This is a genomic window from Acidovorax sp. DMC1 (assembly GCF_056314325.1).
The window spans coordinates 368689-385291 of record NZ_JBQUYO010000002.1 but is presented as its reverse complement, the minus strand read 5'-3'; the positions used below and the strand labels follow the sequence as shown (position 1 = coordinate 385291).

General features: G+C 63.7%; 15 protein-coding genes. All 15 read left to right on the top strand.

Annotation, left to right across the window (positions count from 1 at the left end; translation table 11 throughout):
* Positions 1–103 precede the first annotated feature (103 nt).
* The 15 genes from ACT531_RS06180 (at position 104) to ACT531_RS06110 (ending at position 16568) form a co-directional block, all read left to right on the top strand.
* Positions 104–1747 carry a 3-(methylthio)propionyl-CoA ligase gene (locus ACT531_RS06180; RefSeq protein WP_476016858.1) on the top strand — a complete coding sequence of 548 codons (1644 nt, stop codon included), beginning with the start codon at positions 104–106 and terminating at the stop codon, positions 1745–1747.
* A gap of 187 nt (positions 1748–1934) precedes the next feature.
* Positions 1935–3167 (top strand): branched-chain amino acid ABC transporter substrate-binding protein, encoded by a 1233-nt coding sequence (locus ACT531_RS06175; protein WP_060987411.1) that lies wholly within the window; start codon positions 1935–1937, stop codon positions 3165–3167.
* Between the two features lie 95 nt (positions 3168–3262).
* The gene (locus ACT531_RS06170; protein ID WP_056063520.1) at positions 3263–4216 is read left to right on the top strand and encodes a branched-chain amino acid ABC transporter permease; all 954 of its coding nucleotides are present in this window, start codon (positions 3263–3265) and stop codon (positions 4214–4216) included.
* Positions 4217–4220: 4 nt separating this feature from the next.
* Positions 4221–5543, top strand: a complete 1323-nt coding sequence (locus ACT531_RS06165; protein WP_476016857.1) for a branched-chain amino acid ABC transporter permease — start codon at positions 4221–4223, stop codon at positions 5541–5543.
* Between the two features lie 2 nt (positions 5544–5545).
* Positions 5546–6331, top strand: coding sequence for an ABC transporter ATP-binding protein (locus ACT531_RS06160; protein ID WP_056645290.1), 786 nt, complete (start codon positions 5546–5548; stop codon positions 6329–6331).
* 1 nt (position 6332) lies between these two features.
* Complete coding sequence (locus tag ACT531_RS06155; protein WP_060987409.1) at positions 6333–7028, top strand: ABC transporter ATP-binding protein; 696 nt, start codon at positions 6333–6335, stop codon at positions 7026–7028.
* A gap of 365 nt (positions 7029–7393) precedes the next feature.
* Positions 7394–9493 carry a 3-hydroxyacyl-CoA dehydrogenase NAD-binding domain-containing protein gene (locus ACT531_RS06150; RefSeq protein WP_476016856.1) on the top strand — a complete coding sequence of 700 codons (2100 nt, stop codon included), beginning with the start codon at positions 7394–7396 and terminating at the stop codon, positions 9491–9493.
* 41 nt (positions 9494–9534) lie between these two features.
* The gene (locus tag ACT531_RS06145; protein ID WP_015014385.1) at positions 9535–10710 is read left to right on the top strand and encodes an acetyl-CoA C-acyltransferase; all 1176 of its coding nucleotides are present in this window, start codon (positions 9535–9537) and stop codon (positions 10708–10710) included.
* Positions 10711–10713: 3 nt separating this feature from the next.
* Complete coding sequence (locus tag ACT531_RS06140) at positions 10714–11214, top strand: PaaI family thioesterase (protein ID WP_015014384.1); 501 nt, start codon at positions 10714–10716, stop codon at positions 11212–11214.
* Positions 11215–11329: 115 nt separating this feature from the next.
* On the top strand, positions 11330–13198 hold the full coding sequence (locus ACT531_RS06135; protein ID WP_476016855.1) for an acyl-CoA dehydrogenase: 1869 nt from the start codon (positions 11330–11332) through the stop codon (positions 13196–13198).
* On the top strand, positions 13198–13407 hold the full coding sequence (locus tag ACT531_RS06130) for a hypothetical protein (protein ID WP_476016854.1): 210 nt from the start codon (positions 13198–13200) through the stop codon (positions 13405–13407). Before ACT531_RS06135 ends, ACT531_RS06130 begins: the two co-directional genes overlap by 1 nt.
* 183 nt (positions 13408–13590) lie before the next feature.
* Positions 13591–14382 carry an SDR family oxidoreductase gene (locus tag ACT531_RS06125; protein WP_015014381.1) on the top strand — a complete coding sequence of 264 codons (792 nt, stop codon included), beginning with the start codon at positions 13591–13593 and terminating at the stop codon, positions 14380–14382.
* A gap of 171 nt (positions 14383–14553) precedes the next feature.
* Complete coding sequence (locus tag ACT531_RS06120; protein WP_108625350.1) at positions 14554–14985, top strand: PaaI family thioesterase; 432 nt, start codon at positions 14554–14556, stop codon at positions 14983–14985.
* Positions 14986–15099: 114 nt separating this feature from the next.
* Positions 15100–16116: an NADP-dependent oxidoreductase gene (locus tag ACT531_RS06115; protein WP_015014379.1), complete on the top strand. Its 1017-nt coding sequence runs from the start codon at positions 15100–15102 to the stop codon at positions 16114–16116.
* On the top strand, positions 16116–16568 hold the full coding sequence (locus ACT531_RS06110; RefSeq protein ID WP_343734621.1) for a GNAT family N-acetyltransferase: 453 nt from the start codon (positions 16116–16118) through the stop codon (positions 16566–16568). Before ACT531_RS06115 ends, ACT531_RS06110 begins: the two co-directional genes overlap by 1 nt.
* Positions 16569–16603 lie beyond the last annotated feature (35 nt).

Below are 16603 nucleotides of genomic sequence, written 5' to 3'. Positions count from 1 at the left end.
GTTCATCCCAGTGGCGTGCGGGGGCACGACGCGGGCGACACCCGGATGCCGGTACGCGCGCTACGATGACCGTTCCATTCACTACAACATCCAAGGAGTATTCATGCTGGGCTTGATGCAGAGTCAACCGTTGCTGATTTCGTCGCTGATCGAATTCGCAGAGCGCCACCACGGCGACGCCGAAATCGTGTCCCGACGGGTGGAGGGGGACATCCATCGCTACACGTACCGCGACCTCGCCGCACGTGCCCGCCGCCTGGCCAATGCGCTGGATGACCTGAAGCTCCAGTTCAGCGACCGGGTGGCCACGCTGGCCTGGAACGGCTATCGCCACATGGAGATGTATTTCGGCGTGAGCGGATCGGGCCGGGTGCTCCACACCGTCAATCCACGCCTGCACCCCGACCAGATCGCCTGGATCATCAACCACGCCGAAGACCAGGTGCTGTGTTTTGACACCACCTTCCTGCCCCTGGTGCAGGCGGTACATGCCAAGTGCCCCACTGTCAAGAAATGGGTCGCCCTGTGCGACGCCGACAAGCTGCCTGCCGACACAGGTATTCCCGGCCTGACCAGCTACGAAGCCTGGATTGGCGCGCGCTCGTCCGACTACGCTTGGCCCGAGTTTGACGAGAACTCCGCATCCAGCATGTGCTACACCAGCGGCACCACGGGCAACCCCAAGGCCGCGCTGTACAGCCACCGTTCCACCACGCTGCACGCCTACGCTGCGGCGCTGCCCGACGTCATGTGCCTCTCGGCCCGCGACTCGGTGCTGCCGGTGGTGCCCATGTTCCACGTCAATGCCTGGGGCATTCCGTACTCGGCTGCACTCACAGGCTGCAAGCTGGTGTTCCCCGGCCCGGCGATGGATGGCAAGTCGATCTACGAACTCATCGAAGCGGAGAAGGTGAGCTATGCCGCAGGCGTGCCCACCGTGTGGCAGATGATGCTGGGCCACATGAAGCCTGCAGGCCTCAAGTTCTCCACCCTGCGCCGTACGGTCATCGGCGGCTCGGCCTGCCCGCCCGCCATGATCCACGCGTTCAAGGAAGACTACGGCGTGGAGGTGCTTCACGCCTGGGGCATGACCGAGATGAGCCCGTTGGGCACGCTGTGCACGCTCAAGAACAAGCACCTCGCCATGTCCAAGGACGAGCAGATGAAGATCCTGCAAAAGCAGGGCCGTGCGATTTATGGTGTGGACATGAAGATCGTGGGGGGCGACGGTAACGAGCTGCCCTGGGACGGAAAGACCTACGGGGATTTGCTGGTCAAGGGCCCCTGGATTGTGGGCAGCTACTTCAAGGGCGAGGGCGGCGACCCGCTGGTGCGCGACGCGCAGGGCCGGGGCTGGTTCCCCACCGGTGATGTGGCCACCATCGATGCCGACGGCTTCATGCAGATCACGGACCGCAGCAAGGACGTGATCAAGTCCGGCGGCGAATGGATCAGCTCCATCGACATCGAGAACATTGCCATGGCCCATCCCGCCATTGCCATGGCAGCGTGTGTGGGTATGCCGCACCCCAAGTGGGACGAACGCCCCATCGTGGCCGTGGTCAAGCGCTCCGGTGCGGAGGTCACGCGCGAAGAGCTGCTGGCCTTCTACGAAGGCAAGACGGCCAAGTGGCAGATCCCCGATGACGTGGTGTTTGTCGATGCCATTCCGCTGGGTGCCACCGGCAAGATGCTCAAGACCAAGCTGCGTGAGCAGCTCAAGGATTACAAGCTTCCCGGCCTGTGATCAGGGTGGGGCAATGCATGTGTGTGCATCGTTTGCGAACGCCATTTTTTGCACTGCCCCAGGCTGGTGCGCGCTCGGGGGAGCGCTGCGCCAGTCACGTGTGCGACGCTGGTAGGGGCAATCCCTGAGCATCGCTTTGTTGCAACGCGGTACGCTGCGTTGTGTCGATTTACAAGGAGACAAAAGCATGAAGTTCGCTATTAAGGCTGTAGCAGCCTCGGTAATCTTGGCAAGCGCTGGCGGGGCCTTCGCTCAAAAGGGCGAGACGGTCAAAATCGCCTGGCTCGACCCCCTGTCTGGCCTGATGGCAGCCGTGGGAACGAACCAGCTCAAGAGCTTCCAGTTCATCGCTGAAGAGTTCAACAAGAAGAACCCTGCCGGCGTCAAATTTGAAATCATCGGCATCGACAACAAACTGAGCCCGCAGGAAACCACCAGCGCACTGCGCTCGGCCATGGACCAGGGCGCGCGCTACGTGGTGCAGGGCAATGGCTCTGGCCCGGCCCTCGCCATCATGGACGCGCTGGAAAAGCACAACGCGCGCAATCCCGGCAAGGAAGTCCTGTTCCTGAACTACGCCGCTGTGGACCCAGACCTCACCAACAGCAAGTGCAGCTACTGGCACTTCCGTCTGGACGCAGACACCTCCATGAAGATGGAAGCGCTGACGACCTACATGAAGGACCTGCCAGAGGTCAAGAAGGTCTACCTGATCAACCAGAACTACTCGCACGGCCACCAGGTCTCCAAGTTCGCCAAGGAGATGATGCAGCGCAAGCGCCCCGACGTGCAGTTCGTGGGGGACGACCTGCATCCTCTCGCCCAGGTGCGTGACTTCTCGCCCTACATCGCCAAGATCAAGGCATCGGGCGCTGACAGCGTGATCACCGGCAACTGGGGCTCTGACCTGGCGCTGCTGATCAAGGCCGCGAACGACGCAGGTCTGAACAACGTCAACTTCTACACCTACTACGGCTCGGTCACGGGCAGCCCGACCGCCATGGGCGCCGCTGCCGCAGGCCGCGTGTACATGGTGGCTTATGCCCACATGAACCTGCCTGGCCCGCTGAACCAGATCGTGGTGGACTACAAGAAGAAGTTCAACGACGACATGTACACCGGTGCCGTGTACCACGCCTTCACCATGCTGTCAGAAGGCTTCGTGAAGGCCAAGTCCACCGACCCCGTCAAGGTGGCTGCAGCGTTCGAAGGCATGAAGTTCAAGAGCTTCAACGGTGAAGTCGAGATGCGCAAGACCGACCACCAGTTGCAGCAGGGCCTGTTCATTTCCAAGTGGGAAAAAGCCGGCGGCAAGTACCCCATCGACTCGGAAAACACCGGCTACACCTTCGTGCCGCTGAAGTACTACGAACCCTACGTGGCCAGCACGCCCACGTCGTGCCAGATGAAGCGCCCCTGATGTGGCGCTGGCGCTGGGACCCTGTTCCCAGCCGTCAGAACTTCGAGGCCCGACGTACTCGGGCCTTTTTTTTCCCTCCGTGATGAAAAATTCCAATGAATCCTGAGTTTTTCGTGATCTCTTTGCTGAACGGCGTGAGCTACGGGCTCCTGCTTTTCATGCTGAGTTCCGGCCTCACGCTGATCTTCAGCATGATGGGCGTGCTCAACTTTGCACACACCAGCTTTTACATGCTGGGTGCCTATTTCGCGTTCACCATCTCCGGGGTGGTGGGCTTCTGGCCAGCGCTGGTGCTGGCTCCGCTCGTGGTGTTTGTGCTGGGCGCTGCATTTGAGCGCTATGCCTTGCGCCGGGTGCACAAGTTCGGCCATGTGCCCGAGCTACTGGTCACGTTCGGCCTGTCGTACCTGATCCTGGAAGTAGTGCAGCTGGTTTGGGGCCGCTCCACGGTGCCCTACGGCCTGCCCGAGCAACTGCAGGGGCCGCTGTTCTCGCTTTACGGCACCCAGTTTCCCAAGTCGCGTTCGTTTGTGATGCTGGTGGCGCTGTTGATGCTGCTGTCGGTATGGCTGCTGCTCACCCGCACACGCATCGGGCTGGTGATCCAGGCGGCTCTCAAGTACCCAGAGATGGTCGAGGCGCTGGGCCACAACGTGCCGCGCGTGTTCATGCTGGTGTTTGGCGGCGGTGCCGCGCTAGCGGGCCTGGCAGGCGTGATCGGCGGCAACACCTATGTCACCGAGCCTGCGATGGCCGCATCCGTGGGCTCCATCATCTTCGTGGTGGTGGTGGTCGGCGGCATGGGGTCGCTGGCAGGGGCCTTCATTGCTTCGCTGCTGATCGGTGTGGTGCAGACCTTTGCCGTGGCGCTGGACTACTCGCTGATCCACGTCTTCAAGGCAGTGGGTGTGGCCGTGACCGACCAGACCTTCGGCTACCCCTTGCTCAAGCTCACGATTTCCCAGGTGGCGCCCATCCTGCCGTACCTGTTCCTCGTGCTGATCCTGATCTTCCGCCCCAAGGGCCTGTTGGGCACGCGGGAGGACTGAAGCCATGAATTCGACCACTCATCCTGTTTCTGGTGCCACGTCGCACTACCGGTTCAAGCCCTGGAACGTGGGGCGCTTTGTGATCTGGACGCTGTTTGCTGTCGCACTGATCGTCGCGCCCATGCTGTTTCGCAGCAGCCTGGCGCTGACCATGCTCTCGCAGATCGGCTACCTCATCATCATCTGCCTGTCGTACAACATGTTGCTGGGGCAGGGCGGCATGCTGAGCTTCGGCCACGCGGTGTACACCGGCCTGGGCTCGTTCATTGCGATCCATGCGATGAACATGGCGGGCAAGGGCAGCTTCAGCATTCCCCTGGTGCTCATCCCCATCGTGGGCGGACTGGCGGGGGCGTTCTTTGCGATCTTGCTGGGTTTTGTCACGACCAAAAAGTCGGGCACCACGTTCGCCATGATCACACTGGGCATTGGCGAGTTGGTGGCATCGATGGCGCTGATGTTCCCCGAGTTCTTCGGGGGCGAAGGCGGCATCACCACCGACCGTGTGTACGGCCAGTCGTTCTTTGGCATCACCTTCGGTCCTGCGATTCAGGTGTACTACCTGATTGCCGTGTACTGCTTCATTTGCACGGCGGCGATGTTTGCCTTCACCGGCACACCGCTGGGCCGCATCCTGAATGCCGTGCGTGACAACCCTGAGCGTGTGGAGTTCATTGGCTACAACACGCAGCGTGTGCGCTACTTCGCGTTCATCATCGCGGGCTTCTTTGCCGGCATTGGTGGTGGCCTGGCCACGATCAACTTCGAGATCGTGACGGGTGCCGACAGCCTGAACGTGGTGCGCTCGGGTGGCTACCTGCTGTTCACCTTCCTGGGCGGGGCCACGTTCTTCTTCGGTCCCATCATTGGTGCGGTGTTGCTCGTGCTGGCGTCGGTGCTGCTGTCCGAGCTGTCCAAGGCCTGGCTGCTATACCTGGGGCTGGTGTTCCTGTTCATGGTGATGTACGCACCCGGCGGCGTGGCCAGCCTGATCATGATGAACCTGCGCCTGGCCAAGTTTGGCAAGCTGCGCAAGCTGTGGACCTCGTACCTGGCCCTGGGCGGTACCGCCCTGGTGGGTGTGATGGGCGCAGCCTGCATGATCGAGATGACCTACCACCTGCAGCTCAATGCAGCGCTGGGGCCAGAGCTGACCTTCCTGGGCGCCACGCTCAATGCCAAGGGCTTCACCAGCTGGTTTGGCGCGGTGTTTGTGATGGTGACGGGCTTTGCCCTGTTCGAACTCTGCCGCCGCCAGTTTGTGCGCCAGTGGAGCCGGATCCAGGAAGAAATAGAACATGAAATCAAGCGTGGGGAGGCTTTGTAACCATGGCGGCTGACAACGCAACCTATGCGCTCGAACTGCGCGACCTGCGCAAGAGCTTTGGCAAGACCGAGATCATCCGCGGCGCCAACCTGGCCGTCGCGCCCGGTGAGCGCGTGGCCATCATCGGCCCCAACGGTGCCGGCAAGTCCACGCTGTTCAATCTGATCAGCGGGCGCTTCGCGCCCACCAGTGGCGACGTGATCCTGAACGGCCAGCGCATCAATGGCATGGCGCCGTACGAGATCAACCGGCGCGGTCTTTCGCGCAGCTTCCAGATCACCAACATCTTCCCCAAGCTGTCGGTGTTCGAGAACCTGCGCTGCGGCGTGTTGTGGAGCATGGGCTACAAGTACACGTTCCTGCGCTTCCTGTCGAACCTGCACGATGCCAACGAGCGCGCCAAGCAGCTCATGGAAATGATCAAGCTCGACAAGAAGCGCGACACGCTGGCCATGAACCTCACCTACGCCGAGCAACGCGCGCTGGAGATCGGCATCACCATCGCGGGCGGTGCCAACGTGATCTTGCTGGACGAGCCCACGGCCGGCATGAGCAAGACCGAAACCTCGCGCTTCATCCACCTCATCAAGGAAGTGACCGAGGGCCGTACGCTGCTGACCGTGGAGCACGACATGGGTGTGGTATTCGGTCTGGCCGACAAGATCGCTGTGGTGGTGTACGGCGAGGTGATCGCCTTTGACACGCCCGACAAGGTACGCGCCAACCAGCGCGTTCAAGAGGCCTACCTGGGATCGGTCATCGCGGAAGAGCAGGGGGCGGGACACTGACATGCTGAAAATCGAAAATCTCCACGCCTACTACGGCAAAAGCCATGTGCTGCATGGCGTGACCTTTGACGTGCAGCCCGGCGAAATCGTGGCCCTGCTGGGGCGCAATGGCTCGGGCCGCTCCACCACCGCCAAGGCCATCATGGGCCTGGTGGACTGGGAAGGTACCCTCAACTGGAAGGGGCAGGACCTCAACGGCAAAAAGGCCTACGAGATTGCGCACCTGGGGGTGGGCTACGTGCCGGAAAGCCGCGACGTGTTCCCCAACCTCACCGTGCACCAGAACCTGATGCTCGGCCAGAAGGGCAGTGGCAAGAACAGCCGCTGGTCGTTCGACGACATGTACGAGATGTTCCCCCGCCTCAAGGAGCGCCAGCACACCGAGGCGGGCGTGATGTCCGGCGGCGAGCAGCAGATGCTGACCCTGTGCCGCACGCTCATGGGCGACCCCGACCTGATCATCATTGACGAGCCCACAGAGGGTCTCGCGCCCAAGATCGTCGAGCTGGTAGGCCAGTACCTGCAGACCATCAAGTCGCGCGGTATCTCGGTGCTGCTGATCGAGCAGAAGCTGACCATCGCGATGAAGATCTCGGACCGCGCACTTGTGATGGGGCACGGCTCCATCGTGTTCCAGGGCACACCGGACAGCCTGCGGGCCGACAGCTACATCCGCAAAGAGTGGCTTGAAGTTTAGCGGGGCGATCCCCCTGAGGTGCTGCGCGCCTTCCCCCCTTCTCTCGAATCGCTGCGCGATTCGGGAAGGGGGACGCAGCCCTCGCTGCGGGGCGGCCCTTGCTCGGCTGCCCTGGTCTCGGGGCGCGCCAGTTTCTAAGGTCCGGGGCAGGGCGGACGCACTGGAAGGCGCTCCGCCAACTGTGATCTATAGAGGTGCCCGGTCTTCGGTGGCGCCTTTTTTTTGCCTGCCGGAATCTGCTCTTCTGGGGATGTCTGATACCCCCTTGTCCCGCCCGGGACAAATTGACACGCCAAATGGTTTTGAAGTCTCTACAATAAAAACGCACGATCGTTCTTTTTCACTTTCCAAGGAACAACAGCACCATGACCGCTGAATACAAAGTCCACGGCTCCGTTGCCGTGATCACCATGACCAACCCTCCCGTCAACGGACTCGGTCTGGCGACCCGCCAGGGCATCGTGGACGGCCTTGGCCGTGCCAATGCCGATGCAGCGGTCACCTCCATCGTGATCACCGGCGCCGGTGGTGCGTTCTCTGGCGGCGCCGACATCAAGGAGTTCGGCACCGACAAGTCGCTGCAAGAACCCAACCTGCTGTCGGTGATTGCCGCCATCGAAAACTCGGCCAAGCCCGTCGTGGCCGCCATGCACAGCGTCGCCATGGGCGGCGGGCTGGAGCTGGCCCTGGGCTGCCACTACCGCATTGCAGCGCCTGGCTGCTCGATCGCACTGCCCGAAGTCAAGCTGGGCCTGATCCCCGGCGCAGGTGGCACGCAGCGCCTGCCCCGCGTGATTGGTGTCGAAGCCGCGCTCAACCTCATCGTGAGCGGCGAGCCCGTCAAGAGCGAAATGATCGGCGCCGTGCCCGGCCAAAAGCTGTTCGACAAGATGGCCGCATCGGCCGAGTCGCTGGCGGCAGAAGCCCTGGAGTTTGCGCAGAGCGTGGCCGATGCCCGTCCTCTGCCCCTGGTGCGCAACCTGCCTTGCAAGCACCCCGAAGGCGATGCGTACTTCCAGTTCGCGCGCAACATGGTCAAGGGCATGGCCAAGAACTTCCCCGCGCCCGCCAAGTGTGTGGACGCTGTTGAAGCTGCCACCAAGAAGAAGTTTGCCGAAGGCATGCTGGTCGAGCGCGAAATCTTCATCAACCTGATGTGGACGCCTGAGTCGCGCGCACTGCGCCACCTGTTCATGGCAGAGCGTGCAGCCAGCAAGATTCCCGATGTCGCATCCGACACCCCCAAGCGTGACATCAAGCTGGTGGGCGTGATTGGCGCCGGCACCATGGGCGGCGGCATTTCCATGAACTTCCTGAACGCGGGCATCCCCGTCAAGATTCTGGAAATGAAGCAGGAAGCCCTGGACCGTGGCGTGGCCACGATCAAGAAGAACTACGAAGCCCAGGTCAAGAAGGGCAAGCTGAAGCAAGACAAGTACGAGCAGCGCATGGCCCTGCTGAGCACCACGCTGAGCTACGACGACCTCAAGGACTGCGACCTGATCATCGAGGCCGTGTTCGAAGAGATGGGCGTGAAGGAAGCGGTGTTCAAGCAGCTCGACGCTGTGGCCAAGCCTGGCGCCATCCTGGCCTCCAACACTTCCACACTCGACGTGGACAAGATCGCCGCCTTCACCAAGCGTCCGCAGGACGTGGTGGGCATGCACTTCTTCAGCCCCGCCAACGTGATGAAGTTGCTGGAGGTGGTGCGTGGCAAGGAGACCGCCAAGGACGTGCTGGCCACCGTGATGGCCATCGGCAAGAAGATCAAGAAGACCTCGGTGGTCTCGGGCGTGTGCGATGGCTTCATCGGCAACCGCATGATCGAGCAGTACAGCCGCCAGGCCGGCTTCCTGCTGGACGAAGGCTGCACGCCGCAGCAGGTGGACAAGGCCATCGAGAAGTTCGGCTTTGCCATGGGCCCGTTCCGCATGGGCGACCTGGCCGGCAACGACATCGGCTGGGCCATCCGCAAGCGCCGCGCCGTCGAGCGCGCCGACATGAAGTACAGCCGCACCGCCGACAAGCTGTGTGAGCTGGGCCGCTTTGGCCAGAAGACCGGCGCAGGCTGGTACGACTACCAGGCCGGCAAGCGCGATGCGATCCCGAGCGACCTGGTCAACACGATGATCGAAGACCACCGCAAGGAACTCGGCATCACGCCGCGCAAAATTTCGGACGAAGAAATCGTGCAGCGCCTGGTGTTCGCTCTGGTCAACGAAGGTGCGCACATCCTGGAAGACGGCATTGCCAGCAAGTCCGGCGACATCGACATGGTGTACCTGACCGGCTACGGCTTCCCCATCCACCGTGGCGGCCCCATGCACTACGCCAGCGAAGTGGGTCTGTTCAACGTGGTGCAGGCCATGGACCGTTTTGCCAAGAACCCGCTGGACGACGCAGCGTTCTGGAAGCCCGCTCCGCTGCTGGCCAAGCTGGCCGCCGAAGGCAAGGCCTTCCAGTAAGCCGCCCGCGTGCACCCATCTACAGAATCAAAGGAATTCACATGACCTCCGCAGTGATTGTTTCCACCGCCCGCACGCCACTCGCCAAGAGCTGGAAGGGTTCGTTCAACATGACGCACGGCGCCACCCTGGGCGGCCATGCCGTGCAGCACGCCGTATTGCGCGCCGGCATCGACGGTGCTGACGTGGACGACGTCATCATGGGTTGCGCTACGCCCGAAGGCGCCACTGGCAGCAACATCGCACGCCAGATCGCGCTGAAGGCCGGCCTGCCCATCACGGCATCGGGCGTGACCGTCAACCGTTTCTGCTCGTCGGGCCTGCAGACCATCGCCATGGCTGCCCAGCGCATCATCGCGGGCGAGGCCGATGTGTTTGTGGCCGGGGGCGTCGAAAGCATCTCCTGCGTGCAGCAAGAGATGAACCTGCACATGATCCAGGACCTGGCCCTGGCCAAGCAAAAGCCAGAGATCTACTGGAGCATGCTGCAGACCGCCGAGCAAGTGGCCAAGCGCTACAACATCGGCCGCGAAGCCATGGACGAATACGGCGCTGCCAGCCAGCAAAAGGCTTGCGCTGCCCAGGCCGCCGGCCTGTTCGACGCCGAAATCGCCCCCATCACCGTGACGGCCGGTGTGGCCGACAAGACGCTGGGCCTGATCACCAAGCAAGTGACGGTGAGCAAGGACGAAGGCACGCGGGAAGGCACGACGGTAGAAGCCATCAGCGGCCTGCGCTCGGCGCTGCCCGGTGGTCTGATCTCGGCCGGCAATGCCAGCCAGTTCTCTGACGGTGCTGGTGCCTGCGTAGTCACCAGCGAAGAGTACGCCAGCAAGAAGGGCCTCAAGCCCCTGGGCCGTTTCCTCGGCTTTGCGGTGGCCGGTTGCGAGCCTGACGAAATGGGCATCGGCCCCGTGTTTGCCGTGCCCAAGGTGCTCAAGAAGCTGGGCCTTACGGTGCAGGACATCGACCTGTGGGAGCTGAACGAAGCCTTTGCTGTGCAGGTGCTGTACTGCCGCGACAAGCTGGGCATTCCGGCCGACCGCCTGAACGTGAACGGCGGCGCCATCGCCCTGGGCCACCCCTATGGTGTGTCGGGCCAGCGCCTTACGGGCCACGCCCTCATCGAAGGCAAGCGCCGTGGCGCCAAGAAGGTGTGCGTGACGATGTGCATCGGCGGCGGCATGGGCGCTGCAGGCATTTTCGAGGTGCTGTAAGCCATGTCCGGGCAGGCCTCGTCGGCACCGCGCACCGACATCCCCGATGTCGTGGTGTCGCCCGAGGTCTTCCTGGCCATGGGGCGTGAGGTACTGGCATCGCAGCCGTTCAGCATCCTGGTGGGGGCGCGGCTGCATGCCTTGTCGCCCGGGCAGTGCGAGCTGCACCTGCCCGTCACGCCCCAGCTGCTGCAACAGCATGGTTTTGTGCACGGGGGCGTGCTGAGCTATGTGGCCGACAACGCCCTGACCTACGCCGGGGGCACCGCCATGCGGGTGCCCGTGGTGACCTCCGAGTTCAAGATCAACTACCTGCGCCCTGCGGTGGGCGAACTGCTCATCGCCCGTGCGCAGGCGGTGCACCATGGCCGCGCGCAGGCCGTGTGCCGCTGCGATGTGTTTGTGGTGCAGGCGGGCACCGAAAAGCTGTGCGCCGTGGCGCAAGGCACCATTGCCGCACTGCCACCGCGTGATGGCGCAGCGCCGGCCCCTGCGGGCGCCTGATGGTGGCAAGGGATGGGAGCATGTTTCTCCTCACTCCTGCGCCGTTTACTCCTTATTTGATAGCTGCTAGCGCATGATGTATCTGCGTCTGCGGCCGTTTTAACCCTGAAATGCCATGAGCCTACGTCCCACCGTCGATTTCCTGCTCTACCAGTGGCTGGACGCCGAGAAGCTGCAAGCCCGCGAGCGCTTTGCGGATCACTCCCGTGAAACCTTCGATGCCGTGCTCGACACCTCCGAGCGCATCGCGCGCGAGAAGTACGCGCCCTTCAACCGCGTGGTGGACACCGAAGAACCCCGCACCGAGACGGAGCCCGACGGCACATTGCGCGTGGTGCTGCCGCAGGCCACCTACGAAGCACGGCGCGCCTATGCAGAATCGGGCCTGCTGAGCGCCGCGCAGGACTACGACATTGGCGGCATGCAGCTGCCCTACACGGTGGAGGCGGCGGCCAACAGCTTTTTTGCGGCCGCGTCGATCAGCATTGGGTCCAACCTGCTGACCTCGGGCAACGCCAACCTGCTCATGGTGCATGGCACCGACCTGCAAAAGCAGGTTTTTGCGCTCAATGAATTCAACGGCCGCTGGTCGGGCACCATGTGCCTGTCGGAGCCGCAGGCAGGCTCGTCGCTGTCGGATGTCGCCACGCGCGCGGTGCCGGATGGGGAGGGTTTTGAAAGCGACCCGCTGGGCCCGCGCTACCGCCTCAAGGGCAACAAGATGTGGATCAGCTCGGGCGACCATGAGCTGACCGAAAACATCGTGCACCTGGTGCTGGCTAAGATTCCGGGGCCGGACGGCAAGCTGGTGCCCGGCACCAAGGGCATCTCGCTGTTCATCGTGCCCAAGAAGCTGGTGGACACCAATGGCCAGTTGACCGGCGTGCGCAACGACGTGGCGCTGGCGGGCTTGAACCACAAGCTGGGCTGGCGCGGCACTACCAACACGCTGCTCAACTTTGGCGAAGGCAAGTACCCCGTGGACGGCCAGGCCGGCGCGGTGGGCTACCTGGTCGGCCAGCCCGGCAAGGGCCTGCACTGCATGTTCCACATGATGAACGAGGCGCGCATCGGCATTGGCATGGCCGCCACCATGCTGGGCCTGGCGGGCTACTACGCCAGCCTGGACTACGCCAAGAACCGCCCCCAGGGCCGCCCAGTTCAAGGTCCGAAAGACGGCGCCGCAGCGGTGGTCAAGGACGCCGCCCAGCCCCAGGTGCGTATCGTCGAGCACGCAGACGTCAAGCGCATGCTGCTGGCGCAAAAGTCGTATGGCGAGGGCGCGCTGGCGCTCAACCTGTTCTGCGCGCGGCTGGTGGACGAGCAACATACGGGTGATGCCGCTGCGGCCGACGAGGCCCGCCTGCTGCTGGAGGTGCTGACCCCCATCGCCAAGAGCTGGTCCAGCGAATGGTGCCTGGAGGCCAACAGCCTGGCCATCCAGATCCATGGCGGCTATGGCTACACGCGCGACTTCCCGGTGGAGCAGTACTGGCGCGACAACCGGCTGAACATGATCCACGAAGGCACCCACGGCATCCAGGCCATGGACCTGCTCGGTCGCAAGGTGCTGATGGAAGGCGGCCGCGGCCTGCAGCTGCTGGCCGGGCGCATCAACGCCACCATCGAGCGCGCCATCCAGGTGCCCGCACTCGCTGCCCACGCCAACGCGCTGGGCAAGGCGCTGCAGGACGTTGGCGCCGCCACCAAGGCCGCCTGGGCCACAGGGCAACCGGCCGATGCGCTGGCCAACGCCGTGCCGTACATGCAGGCCTTCGGCCACACGGTGCTGGCCTGGGTGTGGCTGGACGTGGCACTGGCCACGCTGGCGGCTGATGCCGCGCTGGCGCAGCCCGCCAGCGTGGGCCGTATGGGCGCCATGCGCTTTTTCTTCCATTACGAGCTGCCCAAGATTGGCGCCTGGCTGCAAGTGGTCAGTGCACGCGACGCGACCTGCGCCAGCTTTCCGGAAGAGGCGTTCTGATGGCCGCTGCGCACACCCTGCAGCGCTTGCACAAAATCATCTGGGCGCTGATCTACGGCGGCCTGCTTACGCTGGTGCTGGGCATTGCCACCGCCCGCACCGATGCGGCCACGGGCTGGGTGCTGATGGTGGGCGGGGGCGTGGTGGCTGCCGCGGGCGTGGTGCTGATCGCCGTGCGTGCGCGGCTCAAGGCCGACCCCCAGGGCTGACGCTGCGGCACCGCGGCAGCCACCTGGCGGGCCCCGTGCGGAGCGGACGCGGCGGCGACACAATGCAGCCTTCTGGCGCCGCACAATGGCTGCCTGTATTCCACCCCCTGGCTGGCGCATTGCAGCGCCGGGCTGTGGTCCGAGAACATCCATCGACTGGCAAAAATCCAAGGAGACATTCACATGACACGCACCATCCAACAACTGTTTGACCTGACGGGCAAGACCGCCCTGGTGACCGGCGGCTCGCGCGGCCTGGGCCTGCAACTGGCCCACGCGCTGGGCGAGGCGGGCGCCAAGATCGTGCTCAGCTCGCGCAAGGCCTCCGATCTGGAAGAAGCTGCTGCCGACCTGAAGGCCGCCGGCATCGAAGCCAGCTGGATCGCCGCCGACTGCGCCAAGGAAGAAGACATCCGCCGCCTGGCTGACGAGACCCTGCAGCGCCTGGGCCACGTGGACATCCTGGTCAACAACGCCGGTGCCGCCTGGGGCGCTCCGGCCGAAGACCACCCCGTGGAAGCGTGGGACAAGGTGATGAACCTCAACGTGCGCGGCTACTTCATCCTGAGCCAGCACATCGCCAAGCACAGCATGATCGGCCGCCGCAGCGGCAGCATCATCAACGTGGCGTCCATCGCGGGCCTGGGCGGCAACCCCAAGGGCATGAACACCATCGCTTACAACACCTCCAAGGGCGCGGTGATCAACTTCACGCGGGCGCTGGCGGCCGAATGGGGTGCGTACAACATCCGTGTCAACGCGATCTGCCCGGGCTTCTTCCCGAGCAAGATGACGGTGGGCACGCTCAAGGCCATGGGCGAAGAGGCGCTGGCCGCACACGCCCCGCTGGGCCGCCTGGGCGATGATGAAGACCTGAAGGGCCTGTGCGCGCTGTATGCGTCGGATGCGGGCAAGCACATCACCGGCCAGTGGCTGGCGGTGGATGGCGGGGTGAGTATCGTCACGGGCGGATGAACATCCCCCTGAGGCGCTGCGCGCCTTCCCCCTTCTCTCGGCTTCGCCGGGAAGGGGGACACCGCCAGCGCCCGCAAGCGAAGTGCCGCTCTGGCAGCTTGGCGGCCCTTGCGCGGCAGTCGCCAGCTGAGGCCACGCCAGTATTTGAGGTTTGTGTTCTGAGGAAATCCCTTGAAAAGTTTCGGTGTCGAAATCCCCTTTGTCAGCCACCTGGGCTTCACGCTGCACCGCATGGAGGACGGCGAGTCCGAGCTGCGTTACGAAGCCAAGCCTGAGCACCTGAACTCGTTTGCCGTCACCCACGGCGGCGCGTCGATGACGCTGCTGGACGTGACCATGGCGACGGCCGCGCGCAGCGTGACGCCGGACATGGGCGTGGTCACCATCGAGATGAAGACCAGCTTCATGCAGCCCGCACGCGGGCCGCTGGTGGCCAAAGGGCGGCTGATTCACCGCACGGCCACCATGGCGTTCACTGAGGGCACCGTGTACGACGCCCAAGGCAAGGTGTGCTGCCACGCCACCGGCACGTTCAAGTACGTCAAGCGACTGCCGGTGGACGGGCGCAATGTGAATGACCTCAAGGTCATCTCCACCGACTGAGTCGGTGGGCGAGGTCACCAGCAGGGTTTAGATCCTTTTTGCCTGCAAGTGCAATGGATACAGGCGCTGGCAGCTATCAAAAACATAGTATTGAATTTTCTGAAGGAGCTTTCCATGCCACGCAACCAACAAATCGTTCTCGACAACCGCCCCCAGGGCGAAGCGGTGGCCAGCAACTTCAAGCTGGTCGCGACCGACACGCCCCCGCTGCAGGACGGCCAGGTGCTGGTGCGCCACCACTACCTGAGCCTGGACCCCTACATGCGCGGCCGCATGAACGAGAGCAAGAGCTACGCTGCGTCGCAGGCGCTGGGCGAAGTGATGATCGGTGGCACCGTGGGCGAGGTGGCCGAGAGCAAGCACCCCAAGTACGCCGTGGGTGACAAGGTGGTGGGCATGGGCGGCTGGCAGGAATACAGCGTGGTCAATGCCGACCAACCCGGCGCGCTGCGCAAGGTGGACACCACCCATGTGCCGCTGTCGCACTACCTGGGCGCGGTCGGCATGCCGGGCGTTACGGCCTGGTATGGCCTGGTCAAGATCATTGCGCCCAAGGAAGGCGACACCGTGGTGGTGAGCGCCGCCACCGGCGCCGTAGGCAGCGCCTTTGCCGCATTGGCCAAGGCCCGTGGCTGCCGCGCGGTGGGCATTGCAGGCGGCGCGGACAAGTGCAAGTACGCAGTGGAAGAACTGGGCTTTGACGCGTGCATCGACTACAAGCAGCACAGCGACGTGAAGGCGATGTCCAAGGCGCTGAAAGAAGCTTGCCCCAACGGCATCGACGGCTACTTCGAGAACGTGGGCGGCTGGATCATGGACGCCGTGATGCTGCGCATGAACGCCTTCAGCCGCATCGCCCTGTGCGGCATGATCGCTGGCTACGACGGCGCACCGCTGCCCATGGCCAACCCCGCGCTCATGCTCATCAACCGCATGAAGGTCGAGGGCTTCATCGTGAGCGAACACATGGAAGTTTGGCCCGACGCACTCAAGGAGCTGGGCACGCTGGTGGGCACCGGCAAGCTGCGCCCGCGCGAAACCATTGCCCAAGGCATTGCCGCCGCGCCCGAGGCTTTCCTGGGCCTGCTCAAGGGCAAGAACTTTGGCAAGCAACTGGTCAAGCTGATCTGATGATGCTGAAGTGGACCTGGGCCCGCTTTGATGACCTGGGCGTGCATGCGCTGCATGACGCCCTGGCTTTGCGCTGCAAGGTCTTCATCCTGGAGCAGGGCCCGTACCAGGACCCGGACGGTGCAGACAAGCAATCCCACCACCTGCTGGGCTATGACGAGGCGGGCGCACTGCAAGCCTGCCTGCGTGTGGTGGACCCGGGCGTGAACTACCCCGAGCCTTCCATCGGCCGCGTGGTCACCGCCAAGGAGGCTCGTGGCAACGGCACGGGCCGGGCGCTGATGCAGGAGGGCATTGCCCGCTGCAGCCAGGCCTGGCCGGGCCGGGACATCCGCATCAGCGCACAGGCGCACTTGCGGGGCTTTTACGGCAGCCTGGGCTTCGAGGCCGTGTCCGACGAATACCTGGAAGACGATATCCCGCACGTTGAAATGCTGAGAAAGGCGGGCTGACGCCGCCGCAGCCCCCTCGACCATTTACCCCGCCC

What these genes read in the sequence shown, in the direction of transcription:
- ACT531_RS06180 (WP_476016858.1), top strand. Translation starts at nt 104, where the DNA reads ATGCTGGGCTTGATGCAGAGTCAACCGTTGCTGATTTCGTCGCTGATC.
- ACT531_RS06160 (WP_056645290.1), top strand. Translation starts at nt 5,546, where the DNA reads ATGGCGGCTGACAACGCAACCTATGCGCTCGAACTGCGCGACCTGCGC.
- ACT531_RS06155 (WP_060987409.1), top strand. Translation starts at nt 6,333, where the DNA reads ATGCTGAAAATCGAAAATCTCCACGCCTACTACGGCAAAAGCCATGTG.
- ACT531_RS06110 (WP_343734621.1), top strand. Translation starts at nt 16,116, where the DNA reads ATGATGCTGAAGTGGACCTGGGCCCGCTTTGATGACCTGGGCGTGCAT.
- ACT531_RS06115 (WP_015014379.1), top strand. Translation starts at nt 15,100, where the DNA reads ATGCCACGCAACCAACAAATCGTTCTCGACAACCGCCCCCAGGGCGAA.
- ACT531_RS06135 (WP_476016855.1), top strand. Translation starts at nt 11,330, where the DNA reads ATGAGCCTACGTCCCACCGTCGATTTCCTGCTCTACCAGTGGCTGGAC.
- ACT531_RS06150 (WP_476016856.1), top strand. Translation starts at nt 7,394, where the DNA reads ATGACCGCTGAATACAAAGTCCACGGCTCCGTTGCCGTGATCACCATG.
- ACT531_RS06140 (WP_015014384.1), top strand. Translation starts at nt 10,714, where the DNA reads ATGTCCGGGCAGGCCTCGTCGGCACCGCGCACCGACATCCCCGATGTC.
- ACT531_RS06170 (WP_056063520.1), top strand. Translation starts at nt 3,263, where the DNA reads ATGAATCCTGAGTTTTTCGTGATCTCTTTGCTGAACGGCGTGAGCTAC.
- ACT531_RS06175 (WP_060987411.1), top strand. Translation starts at nt 1,935, where the DNA reads ATGAAGTTCGCTATTAAGGCTGTAGCAGCCTCGGTAATCTTGGCAAGC.
- ACT531_RS06145 (WP_015014385.1), top strand. Translation starts at nt 9,535, where the DNA reads ATGACCTCCGCAGTGATTGTTTCCACCGCCCGCACGCCACTCGCCAAG.
- ACT531_RS06125 (WP_015014381.1), top strand. Translation starts at nt 13,591, where the DNA reads ATGACACGCACCATCCAACAACTGTTTGACCTGACGGGCAAGACCGCC.
- ACT531_RS06130 (WP_476016854.1), top strand. Translation starts at nt 13,198, where the DNA reads ATGGCCGCTGCGCACACCCTGCAGCGCTTGCACAAAATCATCTGGGCG.
- ACT531_RS06165 (WP_476016857.1), top strand. Translation starts at nt 4,221, where the DNA reads ATGAATTCGACCACTCATCCTGTTTCTGGTGCCACGTCGCACTACCGG.